Origin of the sequence: Pontibacillus yanchengensis (genome assembly GCF_009856295.1) — a bacterium.
GTDB classification, from domain to species: Bacteria; Bacillota; Bacilli; order Bacillales; family BH030062; genus Pontibacillus; species Pontibacillus yanchengensis_A.
This window is the reverse complement of the sequence record NZ_WMEU01000001.1, coordinates 1,257,727-1,273,692: the sequence shown is the minus strand read 5'-3', so window position 1 is coordinate 1,273,692 and position 15,966 is coordinate 1,257,727. Positions and strand designations below refer to the sequence as shown.

Annotated in this window: 16 protein-coding genes and 1 riboswitch; of the genes, 13 read left to right on the top strand and 3 right to left on the bottom strand. The window is 39.4% G+C overall.

Features of this window, described 5'->3' with window-relative positions; all coding sequences use genetic code 11:
• Window positions 1-96: 96 nt before the first annotated feature.
• A complete protein-coding gene (locus tag GLW08_RS06130) occupies window positions 97-339 on the bottom strand; it encodes a DUF3951 domain-containing protein (protein WP_160847644.1) in 243 nt (80 codons plus the stop codon).
• Window positions 340-502: 163 nt separating this feature from the next.
• Here GLW08_RS06130 and GLW08_RS06125 point away from each other — a divergent pair, with 163 nt between their 5' ends.
• The 3 genes from GLW08_RS06125 to GLW08_RS06115 all read left to right on the top strand — a co-directional run bounded on the left by GLW08_RS06125 (window position 503) and on the right by GLW08_RS06115 (window position 2,209).
• On the top strand, window positions 503-925 hold the full coding sequence (locus tag GLW08_RS06125; protein ID WP_160847643.1) for a disulfide oxidoreductase: 423 nt from the start codon (window positions 503-505) through the stop codon (window positions 923-925).
• A 590-nt stretch (window positions 926-1,515) separates the two neighbouring features.
• Complete coding sequence (locus GLW08_RS06120; protein WP_160847642.1) at window positions 1,516-1,692, top strand: hypothetical protein; 177 nt, start codon at window positions 1,516-1,518, stop codon at window positions 1,690-1,692.
• Window positions 1,693-1,855: 163 nt separating this feature from the next.
• Window positions 1,856-2,209: a VOC family protein gene (locus GLW08_RS06115; protein WP_160847641.1), complete on the top strand. Its 354-nt coding sequence runs from the start codon at window positions 1,856-1,858 to the stop codon at window positions 2,207-2,209.
• 179 nt (window positions 2,210-2,388) lie between these two features.
• Here the strand turns inward: GLW08_RS06115 and GLW08_RS06110 are convergent, their stop codons facing one another.
• A complete protein-coding gene (locus tag GLW08_RS06110) occupies window positions 2,389-2,889 on the bottom strand; it encodes an antibiotic biosynthesis monooxygenase family protein (RefSeq protein WP_160847640.1) in 501 nt (166 codons plus the stop codon).
• Between the two features lie 147 nt (window positions 2,890-3,036).
• Here GLW08_RS06110 and GLW08_RS06105 point away from each other — a divergent pair, with 147 nt between their 5' ends.
• From GLW08_RS06105 to GLW08_RS06085, 5 genes are all read left to right on the top strand, one after another.
• Complete coding sequence (locus GLW08_RS06105) at window positions 3,037-5,208, top strand: transglycosylase domain-containing protein (RefSeq protein WP_160847639.1); 2,172 nt, start codon at window positions 3,037-3,039, stop codon at window positions 5,206-5,208.
• Between the two features lie 206 nt (window positions 5,209-5,414).
• A complete protein-coding gene (gene hemE, locus GLW08_RS06100) occupies window positions 5,415-6,449 on the top strand; it encodes a uroporphyrinogen decarboxylase (RefSeq protein ID WP_160847638.1) in 1,035 nt (344 codons plus the stop codon).
• A gap of 33 nt (window positions 6,450-6,482) precedes the next feature.
• On the top strand, window positions 6,483-7,415 hold the full coding sequence (gene hemH / locus GLW08_RS06095; protein WP_160847637.1) for a ferrochelatase: 933 nt from the start codon (window positions 6,483-6,485) through the stop codon (window positions 7,413-7,415).
• Between the two features lie 9 nt (window positions 7,416-7,424).
• A complete protein-coding gene (hemY, locus tag GLW08_RS06090) occupies window positions 7,425-8,825 on the top strand; it encodes a protoporphyrinogen oxidase (RefSeq protein ID WP_160847636.1) in 1,401 nt (466 codons plus the stop codon).
• A 354-nt stretch (window positions 8,826-9,179) separates the two neighbouring features.
• Window positions 9,180-10,193, top strand: coding sequence for a LacI family DNA-binding transcriptional regulator (locus tag GLW08_RS06085; protein ID WP_160847635.1), 1,014 nt, complete (start codon window positions 9,180-9,182; stop codon window positions 10,191-10,193).
• Between the two features lie 538 nt (window positions 10,194-10,731).
• Here GLW08_RS06085 and yhfH read toward each other — a convergent pair.
• Window positions 10,732-10,857, bottom strand: coding sequence for a protein YhfH (yhfH, locus tag GLW08_RS06080; protein ID WP_423808599.1), 126 nt, complete (start codon window positions 10,855-10,857; stop codon window positions 10,732-10,734).
• 185 nt (window positions 10,858-11,042) lie between these two features.
• On the opposite strand from yhfH, the gene GLW08_RS06075 reads away from it, so the two are divergent.
• From GLW08_RS06075 to GLW08_RS06055, 5 genes are all read left to right on the top strand, one after another.
• Window positions 11,043-11,777 carry an MBL fold metallo-hydrolase gene (locus tag GLW08_RS06075; protein ID WP_160847634.1) on the top strand — a complete coding sequence of 245 codons (735 nt, stop codon included), beginning with the start codon at window positions 11,043-11,045 and terminating at the stop codon, window positions 11,775-11,777.
• Window positions 11,778-11,875: 98 nt separating this feature from the next.
• Entirely contained in the window at window positions 11,876-12,880 is a 1,005-nt protein-coding gene (locus GLW08_RS06070) for a lipoate--protein ligase (protein WP_160847921.1), read from the top strand.
• A gap of 218 nt (window positions 12,881-13,098) precedes the next feature.
• Window positions 13,099-13,935, top strand: a complete 837-nt coding sequence (locus GLW08_RS06065; protein ID WP_160847633.1) for an SDR family oxidoreductase — start codon at window positions 13,099-13,101, stop codon at window positions 13,933-13,935.
• 67 nt (window positions 13,936-14,002) lie between these two features.
• On the top strand, window positions 14,003-14,788 hold the full coding sequence (locus GLW08_RS06060) for a metallophosphoesterase (RefSeq protein ID WP_160847632.1): 786 nt from the start codon (window positions 14,003-14,005) through the stop codon (window positions 14,786-14,788).
• Window positions 14,789-15,472: 684 nt separating this feature from the next.
• A riboswitch (glycine riboswitch) is annotated at window positions 15,473-15,548 on the top strand.
• Window positions 15,549-15,689: 141 nt separating this feature from the next.
• Window positions 15,690-15,965, top strand: a complete 276-nt coding sequence (locus GLW08_RS06055; protein ID WP_160847631.1) for an ACT domain-containing protein — start codon at window positions 15,690-15,692, stop codon at window positions 15,963-15,965.
• The last annotated feature ends 1 nt before the right edge of the window (window position 15,966 follow it).

Sequence of the window (15,966 nt, the reverse complement as noted above, 5' to 3'; positions counted from 1 at the left end):
CTCTTAATAGGGAGTAAACGGAGCAAGATGAATCTTTGAAAGCGAAAATAAATGCCCTTAATCATAATAAGGGTCACCGTTTGTGATAGTTTTTTACTATTTTTTCTCACGCTTTTTGTTTTTATATTGATCGTCTCTCTCATCCTCATCTTCTTCGCTAACTACTTCTTGTTCTTCATGAAAAGGCACTTCTGTTTGACCAGTAATTTCGTCGAACGGGGTGTAGAACGCAGAAACATCTTTCTTTTTAACAAATGCTTTGTAAAATCCGATGATTACCAGTATGACAATAATAAATGGAAAAATGATTGATGCTAAACCTAACATGCTAGCACTCATATGATTACCTCCTAATATTGGTGGAAAGATTTCTGTATAATAGAAACTGCGTTTATTTTACTACATTCTCCTCGAATAGAATTCCTTTCCCATAAAGCATAGCGAGTTACCCAAGAGTTCGATATACTAGACTTATCAATATAATGTAATAGGATGTTGAGAAATGAAGAAAAAAGTTGAGATTCTTTTATTTATAACGTGGCTTCAAGCTTTTCTCGCGACGTTTGGGAGTTTGTTCTTTTCAGAAGTGTTAAATTTTATCCCATGTGAAAAGTGCTGGTATCAAAGGATATTAATGTATCCACAGGTGCTGTTATATGGCATGGCCTTATTCCATAAAGACTTACGATATGCCCAGGCAGGCCTTTATTTAAGTGGAACAGGCATCATTGTTGCAGCTTACCATTATGGTCTTCAAAAAATACCTGCCCTACATGCTGAGAGTAGTAGCTGCGGAATCGTCCCATGTGATGGCGAGTATATTAATATACTTGGCTTTATTACCATACCTTTTCTCTCCCTTACTGCATTCACAGTTATTTTTGTTATGCACATATGGTTGCGTAGAGAATGGAAGGAAGCATAGAGTAATATAAATAAAAACACTAAGAGTGCTATAACTACTCTTAGTGTTTTTCGTGTGAAAAATATGATGAATGATTTAATGTTCTGTACATAAGGGACAGCCTGGGGAAGAAGAACCAATAGATGGGGAAATGACGGAGCAACAAGCTCTTTTATATTTGTCAGGAAATTATAAAAATGTTGGCTTGTGCATAACTAAGTAAGTTATAGAGGCCACGTCCAGCTCCAACGCCCAGCGCCTGGCAAACTTCCTGCACCTCTTTACAATAAGTCAATATCGAACGCTTGAGCTCTTCGTGTTTCCTTTATCTCAAAACAATTCATAGGGAGTTCGATTAAAAACGCTGCGTCACGCAGCAATATCGAATCAACCCACCTCCTGTGGGCAGCAGTTTGTACGTCGTTAACTTGGCGCTTGTCCTTTTGTTCTTTGTTGGGGAAAACTCAGATATTTATCGAGATCGATGGGGTATGGATAAGGGGTATGTACCGTTAGCATTAATTTTGCTGCTCTCTTTTTAAGTTTAATGTGGGTGTCTTATCGAAAAATGTACAATCCTTTTTTGGGGGATAGTAGGAATATTCTTTGCTTTGGGTGCGATTGTGTATGGATTAGGAAATGGTGTGTTTTATTATGACGACCTTATGGTAATAGGAAAGGAACTTGGTTTGGGGTTATTCGGAAATGTGCTTTATTATAAGGAAGCCAAACGAAAGATTGCTAAGTTAAAAGAAAAGAAGGGTTCATTGTATAAAGAAGACCTTTAAAAAGCTGGTGGTACAAGTTGGCTTGGCTACTTGGTATAGGAATCATAGTCGCTTATTCCGCTTTGTAAACATTTGTATTTTTCTGGATAAATAAGGGTTAGCAAATGCAGAACTAGAAGGAAAAACTCGAGTAGTTAAGTAAAATTCTAGGAGGTTTTCTTACGTGTCGAGTCCTATTCATTCAGAAATCGGAACTGTTTTTATCTCTGTGAGTAATATTGAAAAAGCTAGAGATTGGTATTGTGACATCTTAGGAATACTAGCTGATGGTGATATCCAATTTGGTCATCTTTACGTTATCCCAATGAAAGGAACAGGGATTGTATTAGATAGTAAAATCTATTCGGAAGAGAACGTCTTCAATAGGCCTGCTTTTCATTTGAATACATCAAACATCCAAGAATCTTATCAATTTATGAAGGGAAAGAACGTAGAAATCCTTACAGATATTCAGCATGACCATTTTTTTAACTTTAAAGATCCTGATGGGAATCGTTTAATGGTTTGTCAGTGTTAGGTGCCTAAAAAGAACTGTTATACTAGTAGCTTAAAACTCTTTCATAACCCATTTTTAGTTAAACAACTTAAAAAGGAGCAACTCTCGCTTTTAGCATGGAGAGTTGCTCTTTTTTTCAGAACTAAAGAAAATATAAGTTTTTGCGCTTACGTGTCTAGCTCCAGCGCCTGCGCTTTTCTTTATTCTTCTTCATTAATAACATGGTATTTTGTTAAGTATGCAGGTCCAGCTACATAGGACGGTTTTTCCTCGCTTTGAGGGCCTGAGTTTTTGTGTGCTTTTTCAAAGGCTTGAGAGTTCTTCCAATCTTCAAAGCTTTGAACGTCTTTCCAAAGGGTTAAAACAGTGTACGTGTTGCCTTGGGTTGGGCGTAAAATGCGAATTGCTTGAAATCCTGGTGAATCTTCGATGGCACCAGCGCGATTTTTGAAGCGGTCTTCAAATAATGGGCGACCTTCGTCGGTTACAGGAATGTTATTCATCACAACGTAACCACTATGTTCGAATGTGCCTTCCTGATCCACAACTTCGTATACATGTGGTTCTTGAAAAATGTTGTCCCCTTCTGTGTAAGCAACGGTATTGTCTTCTCCATTCATTAAGAAGACTGGTTGCTCAGGGTGGTTCTCTTGTATTGTGCGTAAGTAATCATATGTTCCACTTGTTAAATATACATTCATATAAGAAACCCCTTTCCTACTCTTAGTTTAGCAATGTCTGGATTTGAAAAGCAAGCTAGAGATGACGATATTATTTCTGAAACTAGGACAAGTAGCGTATAATAGAATAAGCATTTATTAATTGTGACTCCTTTAGAGGTGAACAGCATGGAATGGAAAAAAGAAGAATTTATAAATTGGTTTAAAAAAACAAAATGGAAATGGCCCATCATCTTTGTCATAGCCCTTATGTTTCTATCTATTATAGGATACTATGGTCTTTTATTTGGTGGTAAGCAGGTTGTCGATGAGCGTCTGTTTGTACTGGATGAGGCGACTACGATTGTGGATGAAGAAGGGCAAGAATTAGGTAAGTTATATAAGCAAAATCGAATAGTCGTACCTATCGATCAAGTTCCAGAGCATGTACAACATTCATTTATCGCAATAGAAGATAGTCGTTTTTATGACCATGCGGGTGTTGATTTTAAAGCTACACTTCGGGCGATCTATAGAGATTTAATTGCCATGAAAAAGGTGGAAGGCGGCAGCACTATTACGCAACAGTTAGCCAAGAACTTATTTTTAACAAATGATAAAACGTGGTCACGGAAGTTTAAAGAAGTCATGGCTTCTCTTTATTTAGAGCGAAACGTTAGTAAGGAGCGGATTTTACAATATTACTTAAATACGATCTATTTTGGCGAAGGGTTGTATGGAATTGAGACTGCCTCTCAATATTTTTTCAATAAACCTGCTACGAAACTTACAGTTGAAGAAGGGGCTTTGTTGGCAGCTTTACCTAAGGGGCCAAATTACTATGATCCTTCAGAACATCCAGAGAGAGCCAAAGAACGACGTAATATTGTTATTCAGCGTATGAATGATACGGGTTACCTCACAGCTGAAGAAGCGGTGAAGTTACAGCGAAAAGCTATTAATCTTGAATTAGGTAGTCCAGAGAAAAAGCCTTGGCTTTCTAGCTATTTAGATATGGTGGTGAAAGAAGCAAAGAATGAATATGAGTTAAGCAATGAAGAGTTGTATGAAGGTGGTTATCGCATCGTAGTAGGCGTGGATGAAACCATTCAGGAAATCTCCTATAATGCTATGCAAAACGATCAATTATATCCTGGATCTCAGCCTGGAGTGGAAGGGACGTTTTTACTCATGGATGAAAAGACTGGGGTGATTGTAGCTGCACATGGAGCGAGAGATTACAAAAAAGGTGATTTGAATCGTGTCTATGTAAAGCAACAGCCAGGCTCCGTCATGAAACCTCTAGCTGTTTATGGACCAGCACTTGAACTAGATAACTATGCCCCTTATTCCCTCCTTGTCGACCAAAAAAGGAGTTATGGGGATTACACACCCAAGAACTATGACAACCGTTATGCTGGTTCGGTTTCGATGTATGAAGCATTGATGCAATCGAAAAACGCACCGGCAGTATGGCTACTCAATGAAATTGGTATCGATTATTCCAAAAAATATTTATCCAAAATGGACATCAACCTATCGGAAAATGGCCTCGGGATTGCACTGGGGGGATTATCCGAAGGCGTTACACCTATTGATCTCGTCAAAGCATATCGACCCTTCGCACATAAGGGGGAAGTAATAGAGCCTCATACTATTTTACAAGTGTACAATGAAAAAGATGAATTAGTCTCTCATTCTACCTCGAAAACAAAACAAGTATTTAAACCGCAGACAGCCTGGGATATGACAAGAATGCTTGAATCTGTCGTAGAAGATGGGACAGGTCAGCAAGGTTCTTATGACAAAGCTTTAGCCGGGAAGACAGGCTCTACACAGCATCAGTATGCTCCTGGGAAAACGAATGATGCATGGTTTGTCGGCTATACACCGCAATATGTTGGGGCAGTGTGGATGGGGTATGATGAAATTGACAAGGAACACTATTTAAATGGTGGTAGCGTTTATCCAACCAGATTAATGAAGGATATCTTGTCAAAAGTGGATCAAACCAAACAGCTGCAAAATGAGTTTGTGAAGCCAGATAATGTAGAAGAACTTCAAAAACCGATTCCATTACCAACCATAGAATCACTCAAGGGGGACCTTGATGTTGGAGCGTTTTCCGTAACTGTCAAATTACAATGGACTAAAGCGAAAGATAATCGCGTAGTGTACCGTATTTATCGCCAGGAAACAGGAGAAGATACTTTCGTTGGAGAAGTTACTGGACAAGGGGAGTACACGGTAAAAGGAGTAAGTGTTTTCCACGAAGAAACGTACTATGTAGTACCATACAATCCATTAACAAAAGTGGAGGGCAAGCCTTCTAATACAATTGAAGTGAAATGGAAATGGTAGGAATGTGCAAAAGAAGGTGCTGTTATCAGCATCTTCTTTTTAATTAAGGAGATATATGTGTACAATGGGTAATGGAATAGAAAAATACAAGCCCATCGAAATAGGGCAAATTCATGACAATATGCTCATTTCTCTATACACAATGATGATAAATCGTTATATTGATGAAAGAGTAATTTTAGGATTGATGTGAAAGGTGAGAACCAATGACAACTTTTAATGACACAATACTTAAAGCGTTTAGAGGAGAGGAGACGGATCACGTACCAGTTTGGTTTATGAGACAAGCTGGACGTTCCCAGCCTGAATACAACGCATTGAAAGAGAAATATTCATTATTTGAAATTACCCATCAGCCAGAATTATGTGCGTACGTGACACGTTTACCCGTTGAACAGTATGACGTAGATGCGGCTATATTATATAAGGATATCATGTCTCCACTACCTTCTATTGGAGTAGATGTTGAAATCAAAAAAGGTGTAGGACCTGTAATTGATGACCCCATTCGTACGAAATTAGATGTTGAGAAACTAGGAGAAATTAATCCGGAAGAGGATGTCCCTTACGTATTAGACACAATCCGCTTACTGACTCGTGAGCAACTAAATGTTCCTTTGATTGGATTTAGTGGTGCCCCGTTTACACTTGCAAGCTATATGATTGAGGGTGGCCCTTCAAAAAATTACAATAAAACCAAAGCGATGATGTACAGTCAGCCAGAGACATGGTTTTTACTAATGGATAAACTTGCGGACATGACAATCCGTTATGTACGTGCACAAATTCATGCAGGAGCTAAAGCCATTCAAATCTTTGACTCTTGGGTTGGAGCATTGAATGTTCAAGATTATCGTTTCTTTATCAAGCCTATAATGGAACGCATTTTCTCTGAGCTTCGGGAAGAAAATGTTCCTCTAATTACATTTGGTGTTGGTGCAGGTCATCTGGCAAAAGAATGGAATGACCTTCCGATTGATGTACTTGGGTTGGATTGGCGTACATCCATACAAGAAGCGCGAGATATGGGTATCCAGAAAACACTACAAGGAAACCTTGACCCAGCAATTCTTCTTGCAGACTGGGATACAATCGAAAGCCGTACAAAAGACATTCTTGACCAAGGCATGCAACAACCAGGATATGTCTTCAACCTTGGACATGGCGTGTTCCCTGACATCAAACCTGAGACATTGAAGCGCCTGACCAAATTCGTTCATGACTATTCAAAACAATCCTAACCCGTTTAAAAAAGCTTAGAAGAGGTGTTCAATATGGCAAAAAAAACAATGGGCTTACTAGTAATGGCCTATGGCACACCATACACTGAAGATGATTTAGAGCGTTACTACACTCATATTCGTAAAGGTCGTAAGCCATCTCCAGAAGCGTTAGAGGATCTACGTGAGCGTTACAATGCAATTGGCGGGATTTCTCCTCTAGCACGAATTACAGACGAGCAAGCAGAGGCACTTCAATCGAAATTAAACGAAATGCAAGATGATATCGAGTTTAAATTATACATTGGCTTAAAGCACATTGATCCATTTATTGAAGACGCGGTACAGCAAATGGCTGATGATGGAATTGAAGAAGCGGTATCCATTGTATTAGCTCCTCATTATTCTACGTTTAGCGTGAAATCCTATAATGGCCGCGCAATCGAAGAGGCAGAAAAACTAGGCGTAACGACCATTTATTCAGTTGAGAGCTGGTATGATGAGCCTGGCTTTATCGAGTATTGGTCCGATTCTATTCAAAAAGTATATGATCAAATGTCCGGGGAAGAGCGTAAGAATGCAGTTCTTGTTGTTTCCGCTCACAGCCTGCCGATGAAGATTTTACAAGATGGTGATCCGTATCCTGAACAGTTGAAGACAACGGCTAAATTAATCGCGGATCAACTGCAGATTAAAAACTATGAAATTGGCTGGCAAAGTGAAGGAAATACACCTGACCCATGGATTGGACCGGATGTGCAGGATCTAACACGAGATTTATACCATGAAAAAGGGTATCGTACATTTGTTTATGCACCGGTTGGGTTCGTTTCTGATCATTTGGAAGTCTTATACGACAATGATTATGAATGTAAAGTTGTTTGTGATGAACTAGGCGCTAGTTACTACCGCCCTGAAATGCCAAACGTTCATCCATTATTTATCCAAACATTAGCCAATGTCGTGCTAAACAAAGCTCAGAAGTAGGGGATATCAATGACAGAGCAAAAAAACATTGTTGTCATAGGCGGTGGCATAACTGGACTTTCTACCGCCTACTATTTACAAAAGCAAATCAAAGATCAAGGACTACCTTACCAAGTGCGCGTTTTAGAGGCTAGCAATCACTTGGGAGGCATGATTCACACCGAGCAAAAAGATGGTTTCACCATTGAGCGAGGCCCAGACTCTTTATTGGCACGTAAGAAAAGTGTGTTCCGTCTGATTGAAGAAGTCGGCATGGAAGACCATATTGTTCCGGTATCTACAGGGAAGTCCTATGTTTTAGCGAAAGGAAAACTCAATGAAATACCGCACGGTTCCTATATGGGCATCCCAACTCAAGTAAGTCCCTTTTTGTTCTCAGGCCTTTTTTCACCACTAGGTAAACTAAGGGCTGCTGGAGACTTTGTGAAAAAGCCTTCAAAACCAAATGGAGATCAATCGCTGGGGAATTTCTTCCGGTATCGGTTAGGGGATGAAGTAGTCGAGAACTTGATTGAACCTCTTTTATCTGGAATTTATTCTGGAGACATTGATCAATTAAGTTTAATGGCTACTTTTCCAAACTTTTACGAACTTGAGCAAAAGCACGGAAGTATTATGAAAGGTTTAAAACAAACCGTTCCGAAGAAGAAAAAGTCTGATAAGAAACCAAGCGTGTTTCGTACCCTTGATACTGGATTGAGCTCACTAGTAGATGCAGTTCACTCGAAATTGGATGAAGGAACAGTACAGTTAAATACTGCAGTTGATCATATTGAGAAAAAAGAAGAAGGTTATCATCTTCTCTTAAGCTCAGGAGAGGTGGAGTATGCAGATAGTGTTGTTATCACCACGCCTCACTACCGAGTGCAGCGCATGCTTACCCAGTATGACTTCATGGCCCCATTAGGGGATATGCCAGCAACCTCTGTTGCGAATGTGGCACTAGCTTTTGATCAATCCGCTATTCAAAAAGATATTGATGGATCAGGCTTTTTAGTATCACGAAATAGTGACTATCGAATCACTGCCTGCACATGGACGCATAAAAAATGGCCCCACACGACACCAAAAGGAAAAGCCTTACTTCGCGCATATGTAGGGAAGCCTAATGATCAGGAAGTCGTGTCGCTATCAGATGAGGAAATAGAAGAAATTGTCCTGAATGATCTTAACAAAACAATGAACATTACCAAACCACCCGAATTCTCCGTCATCACAAGATGGAGGAACTCAAGAGCACAATACACTGTAGGCCACAAAGAACGCATGGAACACATTGAACAATCTTTACGAGATAAACTTCCAGGTGTGTACTTAGCTGGAGCTTCCTACCATGGCTTAGGTGTACCAGATTGTATCGATCAAGGTGAAGAAGCAGTTCAGCGCGTTTTACAATATTTAAGTTCTTGATGGATGTCTTGAGTACCCACACTTTATTAGTGTGGGTTTTTTGTATTGGTGGGAGTGGTGGAGTATTGGAGTCTGGTAGATAGTGTGAGTGTTGGGAAGCGACGGATAAGGGAAAGAAAGCAGCGGATAAGAAAACGGGAAGAAACCCAAGCATATCGATAGAAAACCCACACATATCAGGAAGAAACTCACGCATATCAAGCAGAAGCCCATGTGTATCGATACGTCCCCCCCCTCCCTCTATTACCATAACTCACAATTTCATATTGCGTTATTACCAAAAGACTAGTAAAATTTTAACTATGAAAACGGTTTCAAGTTCGTGATTTTACTAATGAGCAGGAGGAGTTTGTTTTGCCAACTATTGAGGATGTTGCAAGGCATGCCGGCTTGTCGAGGACAACGGTTTCAAGGGTGATTAATGATCAACCTTATGTATGTGATGAGAAGCGGCAGCGAGTAGTGGGTGCGATGAGGGATCTTGGGTATGTGCCTAATTCATCGGCTCGGAGACTTCGTAGTCAAAAAACCGAGACGATTGCCATTCTGCTACCACGCATTACCAATCCTTTTTTCAGTCATATGATTGAAGCAATGGAAAAGAAAGCGTCTGAATGGGGATATCAGGTTATAATATGTCAAACGCACTACTCTTCACAAAAAGAGCTAGATTACTTAGAACTAATACGTACCAAGCAAGTGGATGGTATGATTATGACTTCTGTCCATAATGAATGGTCAGCTATAGAAGAATACTTACCTTCAGGACCGATTGTGTTATGTAATGAAAATATTGAGGAAGCTAATACCTCAATCATCTATATTGATCAACAAGAAGCTGCCTATGATGCGACGACACATTTAATTGAACAGGGATGTCAAAAGCTTGCTTTCCTAAGCGGGGGGATGGATAGCTCCATTTCCTTATCTCGTCGTAGGGGATTTATGAAAGCGGTTCAAAAACATAATGTTTCTTTTGTGGAGCATGAAGACTTTAATCAAGCTGTCGATGTAGAGAGTGGACGTGGAATCTTCCAATCTATCCAACAGGAAGATTCTGATATTGATGGAATTTTTACCGGGTCTGATGAAGTGGCTGCTGGTATCATCTATGAAGCCATGAATAAAGGGATTAGTATTCCTGATGATTTAGCAATAGTTGGTTTTGATAATCAGACGATTTCTAAGCTCATGAACCCTTCGATTACAACGATTGAGCAACCGGTAGTAGAGATGGCCGAGAAATGTGTAGAAATTCTCATTCAACAGATTGAGCAACGTGGAAGACATAAACGTGAGGACTATATATTTCCTCACACTTTGAAAAAGCGTTCTTCTACCGCAAAACCTATGGCAATCCCTATGTAAATAAAAGTGTCTTTGAAGCAAATTGCTTCAAAGACACTTTTTTATAGTACGCTAAGCTATAAAATTCAATGCATGTGTATAACTAAAAAATGATGTGGTCAAGTCCGGCTCCAGCGCCCACGATTGTTATTGCTCCCCGTGTTTCCTTCATCTCCTACGGAATCAGGTGAAGTTCTGGGTTGAAGGAGGTACGATTAAGATCGCTGTATCGTGCAGCACCAGCGAACGGACCTACATCCTGTAGGTTCGCCTCAAGCAGTAACATCGAACCGACCCACGTCGAGTGGGCCGCAGCATATACGTCCCTAAGCGGGCGCCCCGAGCTTTTGTTCTCTTAATTAAGGATGCTTACTCTTTCTTTATGAGAAATTCAAGCATAACTGTTATATAATAGTAAAAAGCGGATAGCATTGCGCTATCCGCTCATTAAGGGAAAGTCTTTGTAGTTGTTTGTATGTGTAATGTAATGGCAATTTTACTAAGAAGGTGTTTAGAGTCTAGGCTGAGGGGCAACATGGACTATAGAAATAGTGTGTGCCTATCTTGCTGGGTCGTCACAGTTTTCGCAAAGGTTACCGTAGCAATCTGCTTGCTCCTCATAAGCATTTCCGCATTTTGCGCATTTTTTGTCCGGTAGGTTTTTGAAAAATTCAAGAGCGTTCATCATAATTGAAAATCCCTCCAATGAGTTTGTGTATATTTATTGTATTACAACAGATTTAAAATTACAACCATTTGTATTATAACAACTTGTACTTTTTTTATTTTTCTGTAAATTTACTGATATACTAGGATTGAAGCGTAATAACAGTACAAGTACTACAACAATTAATTATAGGAGGCAGGACAATGAAAGTAACAGTGAATGGATTTTGGGGAGGATATCCCGCAGCTAATGGAGCGACGTCTAGTTACATTTTTTCATCGGAAGGCTTCACTTTATTAGTGGATTGTGGAAGTGGTGCCTTATCTAGATTGCAATCCAAAATGGATGTAATGGATTTGAACGCCATCATTATTTCCCATTATCACTTTGATCATATAGCTGATATTGGTGTGATGCAGTATGCTTGGAAGGTCCAGAACATACTGGCAAAGACAAATAAGCAATTGCCGATTTATGGTCACAAAGAAGATGAAGCTTCCTTCCAAACGTTAAGTCATGAATTTACAGTAGGTATGCAGTATGACCCTACTCAATCCATTGAAATCGGCCCTTTTACACTAACGTTTCTTAAAACGAATCATCCAGTACCATGCTATGCCATGAATATCACCGATGGAAAACATACAGTCGTGTACACAGCAGACTCAAGTTACAATGAATCGTTTATTCCATTCAGCAAGGATGCTGATTTATTAATTACGGATAGCAACTTTTATGATGGTATGGATGGGTCAAAGCCAGGCCACATGACAAGTACAGAATGCGCGCATATTGCTAAAGAAGCAAATGTCAAAGAACTGTGGCTTAGCCATTTACCACACTTTGGTGATGTGACAAAGCTTCAAGATGAGGCCAGTAAGAAATTCGACGGTACGGTTCGACTGTGTGATGAAGGGTTGACTTGGGAAACCGAATAATCTAGGTCGATGAGACCATTAGAATTGAAGGTACAACTTCTTTCAAGTACAATAAGAAAAGGAATGGTTGACTGAATTGAAGGAGGAAACTGGTTATGATGCTATTTGTAGATAATGAGGGTATTACAGATCCACGAATTAACCTAGCGATTGAAGAGTATGTATTGAAGAATTTAGATATAGACAATAACAATACATATCTCCTGTTTTATATAAACGAGCCTTCTATTATCATTGGAAAAAATCAAAATACGATTGAGGAAATTAACACCGATTATGTGGAAGAGCATGGCATCCATGTTGTTCGTCGCTTATCTGGTGGGGGCGCTGTATATCACGATTTAGGAAACTTGAACTTCAGTTTCTTAACGAAGGATGACGGCAACAGCTTTCATGATTTTGCTAAGTTTACAAAGCCTGTTACAGATGCTCTGCAAAAAGTAGGTGTGAAGGCAGAGCTCTCTGGACGAAATGATGTCCAGCTAGAAGATGGTCGTAAAATTTCAGGAAATGCTCAGTTTTCGACTAAGGGGCGCATGTTCAGTCATGGTACGCTTATGTTCGATTCTGAGATTGAAAACGTTGTTTCAGCTCTTCGTGTGAAATCTGAAAAAATCCGCTCGAAAGGAATTAAGTCGATTCGCAGTCGAGTAGCAAATATTTCAGACGAGGTGGATGAAAGCATGTCCATGCAGGCGTTTAAGGACATGCTTCTAAGATATATTTTCGATGTTCAATCAATAGAAGAAGTTCCACAATATAAGCTAACAGAAGAAGATTGGAAGAAGATCTACGAGCTTTCTGAAGAACGCTATCAGAAGTGGGAATGGAACTATGGAAAATCTCCTGCAGCAAACATTCAGCACTCTCATCGCTTTGATGGTGGTACAGTGGACGTACGTCTTGATGTAAAAAAAGGAAACATTGAGAATGCGAAGATTTATGGAGACTTCTTTGGTGTAGGGGATGTAAGCGAAATTGAAAATCGCTTAATCGGAACACGTTACGATCGTTCCTCTATCGATGAGGCGATTCAAGACTTGGATATCTCCCATTATCTTGGTCGTATATCCCGAGAGGATTTTCTTTCTCTAATCTATTAATAAAAAAACGTGTGAAGCAGGGCGGAATCAACCATGATTTCGCCTCTTTTTCATAAAAGTGGCCCTTGCGCATTTCCTAATATTTAGCTCCAGCGCCTACCTCTCCTCAGGGTCTTAAGCAAATCCTCTCTGTGGCAAAAATCGTCACTAAAAGGCTTTGCTTAAGCCTCGGAGTTGAGCGAAGCGCCCCGAGAAATTTTTACAAAGGGGATTAAGGTATGCATAAAATAGCGATAGTAACAGGTGCAAATGCAGGTATGGGTTTAGCTACGACTACTCAATTAGCTAAACAAGGTATACATGTTGTAATGGCTTGTCGAAATGAAGCAAGAGGACAGGCCGCACTTGAGGTGGCTAAACAGGATAGCCAATCAGAAGCAATTGATTTAATGATCTGTGACTTAGGGAACTTGGAAAGTATTCGATCATTTGCTAGTGAATTCAAACAACGTTATGGCAAATTAGATATTCTTGTGAATAATGCAGGTGTTGTTCATTTAAAACGAGAGGAAACGGAGGATGGTTTCGAAGCACAACTAGGTGTGAATCATCTAGGGCACTTCTTGTTAACGAATTTACTTATAGAGTCCTTACAGCGTGCAGAGGCTGGTCGAATTGTTGTTGTGTCATCTGGAGCTCATAAGTGGGGGGAAATTCATTTTGAAGACCCTCATTTAACCAAAAGCTACAATGTTATGAAAGCATACGGTCAATCGAAGCTTGCAAATGTGTTGTTTACGAAAGAGTTGGCAAGAAGACTTCAGAATAGTAGTGTTACGGTTAATGCTGTTCATCCAGGTGCTGTGGCTACTAGTCTCGGTGTGAATAGAAATACAGGCTTTGGTAAGCGTGTTATGATCTTTCTAAGCCCATTCTTTCGAACACCTGAAAAGGGAGCAAGTACTGCCATTTATTTAGCAACCAGCCCTGAAGTGGAAGGGAAGAGTGGCGACTATTACTATAATGAATCCATTGTCCCTATTACCAATAAGGCAAATGATGAGCAACTGGCAAAAATGTTTTGGGAATGGAGCGAAAAGGAAGTAGGGTTATAGCTTCTATTTTTAAAATAGCTTTATAGACTAATATATACAGTTAGAAGAATCAGTAGGTGAAATCATTTTGGAGATTGTATTAATTATTATTATCAGCGTATTAGCTGTTGCCATTGTATGGGATGTGTTGTTCCTACTTCCTACAAGATGGTTGAAGGTAGAGCGTGTGAAGTGGGATAGTAAGGCTAAAAAGAAGGTTATCCAAATTAGTGATCTTCATATTAAGCATTTACGTGTGCCTATTACAACACTTAAACAACTGATTGAAGATGAACAGCCTGATTATGTGTTTTTAACAGGAGACTTTATTGATAAAAATGAAAAAGAATTCCCTAAGCTAGAGCGCTTTTTAACCATGATACAGCAAACAGGTGTGGAAACGTATGCTGTACTAGGCAATCATGATAGGTATATTGAAGAGGTTCATAAACTGGAAGAAATTTTAGGTAAGTATCAGGTTCATTTGTTAAAAAATGAGTATGTAGAAAAAGAGGATTTATTTATTGTAGGAATTGATGACTTTTGCCAAGGACATCATGATATAAAGCGGAGTTTCCAATTTTCCAATCCTCTTATTAAAGATATTCTTGTTTTGACCCATGACCCTGACATAGTGGATGATTTGAAAGAGTCTTATACGATGCTTGTTTCAGGCCATCTGCATGGAAAACAGGTGAACGTCCCTTATTTATTTAAAGTTGCCGACATGGGAAGATTAGCAAAAAGGGGGATTTACAAAGGCCAGCATGTACATTCAAATGGAACATTTTACATTTCAAAAGGAATCGGTCAATCTCGCTGGAACATTCGCTTCATGGTTCGAAGTGAAGTTACGATTCATGAGTTATCGTAAAGAAAATCGCACACGCCTTGTTCACCTCGGGCAGAGGCATTAGAGCTAGACTTGTAAGCAGAATAAACCTTATACTATTTAAAAAACTGCTCATCCCTTGTTATTGGGATGAGCAGTTTTTTAGATCACTCTATTCTTTATAAGAGGATATAAAGAATTTATATAGACTTCCATCCTCATCGTCTTCTGCGTGATTGTCGATATACTCTCTTATATATTCATTTAACTGCTTCCAGTTTTCATAACTCAGCTTCTTTTCCACCATGCTGAATTAGTAACGCAGCAGGAATACTAGAATACCAAGAGAAAACTCTCCCAATCTTATCTTGATGATTGAAACGATACCTAGTTTTTCGTAAAGGGAGGCTAAGTGTTGTGGCTCTCTGGAGCAACTTCCAATGATTTCAGAGCAAGAATCGAAACAGGAGCGCCTTTTAATATAGGAGCGAGTTGTTGAAATTAGGATCAACAATTGAAAAATAGGAGCGACAACCAAATATATGCACCAATAGTGCTACAACGGGATCTTGGAACTTATGATTTTTCTATTTCAGAGAGTTTTAGCCTAACAATAAGAAAATGAGCTGGTAAGTTTTCTATATTGACCATTACATAGAAGCCTGATACCATAACCTTTATCGCAACTGCATATATGCAACGAGTGTTATGGGTGACACTATAACAGGAGCAAATTCTGGAGAGACCGTTTAAACGGCGCCGAAGGGTTCACAATCTCAGGCAACCGGACAGGATTGTTAGATGTACTTAAAAGTAGCTTAGTATGTTTGACGACTGCCTGAATGAGATTGGATGTATGGATTCCAATCTTTTTTAATGTCGAGGACAGGTTAAGAAAAGATAAGACTTATTAGAACAAATCAAATAGACGAGGTGACGCAACATGGAAAATCGACGCGCAGTAGTCAGTGTTCTTGGTAAAGACCAAGTAGGAATTATCGCAAAGGTTACAACTGTTTTATCTGAAAAAGAGATAAACGTGTTAGATATTAATCAAACAATCGTGGAGGATTTCTTTACGATGATGATGATTGTAGACGTAACGCAAATTGAGGATCTCGATTCCGTTCGCCAAACATTAAATGAGATTGGCGAAGAGCTCGGTGTCAAAATTAATCTACAGCTTGAAGAAGTCTTTCAAGCTATGCATCGAATATAAG

Bases quoted from the DNA above. Each gene is read 5' to 3' on its own strand.
- GLW08_RS06130 (WP_160847644.1), bottom strand. From the start codon at position 339: ATGAGTGCTAGCATGTTAGGTTTAGCATCAATCATTTTTCCATTTATT.
- GLW08_RS06125 (WP_160847643.1), top strand. From the start codon at position 503: ATGAAGAAAAAAGTTGAGATTCTTTTATTTATAACGTGGCTTCAAGCT.
- GLW08_RS06110 (WP_160847640.1), bottom strand. From the start codon at position 2,889: ATGAATGTATATTTAACAAGTGGAACATATGATTACTTACGCACAATA.
- GLW08_RS06105 (WP_160847639.1), top strand. From the start codon at position 3,037: ATGGAATGGAAAAAAGAAGAATTTATAAATTGGTTTAAAAAAACAAAA.
- hemE (WP_160847638.1), top strand. From the start codon at position 5,415: ATGACAACTTTTAATGACACAATACTTAAAGCGTTTAGAGGAGAGGAG.
- hemH (WP_160847637.1), top strand. From the start codon at position 6,483: ATGGCAAAAAAAACAATGGGCTTACTAGTAATGGCCTATGGCACACCA.
- hemY (WP_160847636.1), top strand. From the start codon at position 7,425: ATGACAGAGCAAAAAAACATTGTTGTCATAGGCGGTGGCATAACTGGA.
- yhfH (WP_423808599.1), bottom strand. From the start codon at position 10,857: ATGAACGCTCTTGAATTTTTCAAAAACCTACCGGACAAAAAATGCGCA.
- GLW08_RS06075 (WP_160847634.1), top strand. From the start codon at position 11,043: ATGAAAGTAACAGTGAATGGATTTTGGGGAGGATATCCCGCAGCTAAT.
- GLW08_RS06070 (WP_160847921.1), top strand. From the start codon at position 11,876: ATGCTATTTGTAGATAATGAGGGTATTACAGATCCACGAATTAACCTA.
- GLW08_RS06065 (WP_160847633.1), top strand. From the start codon at position 13,099: ATGCATAAAATAGCGATAGTAACAGGTGCAAATGCAGGTATGGGTTTA.
- GLW08_RS06055 (WP_160847631.1), top strand. From the start codon at position 15,690: ATGGAAAATCGACGCGCAGTAGTCAGTGTTCTTGGTAAAGACCAAGTA.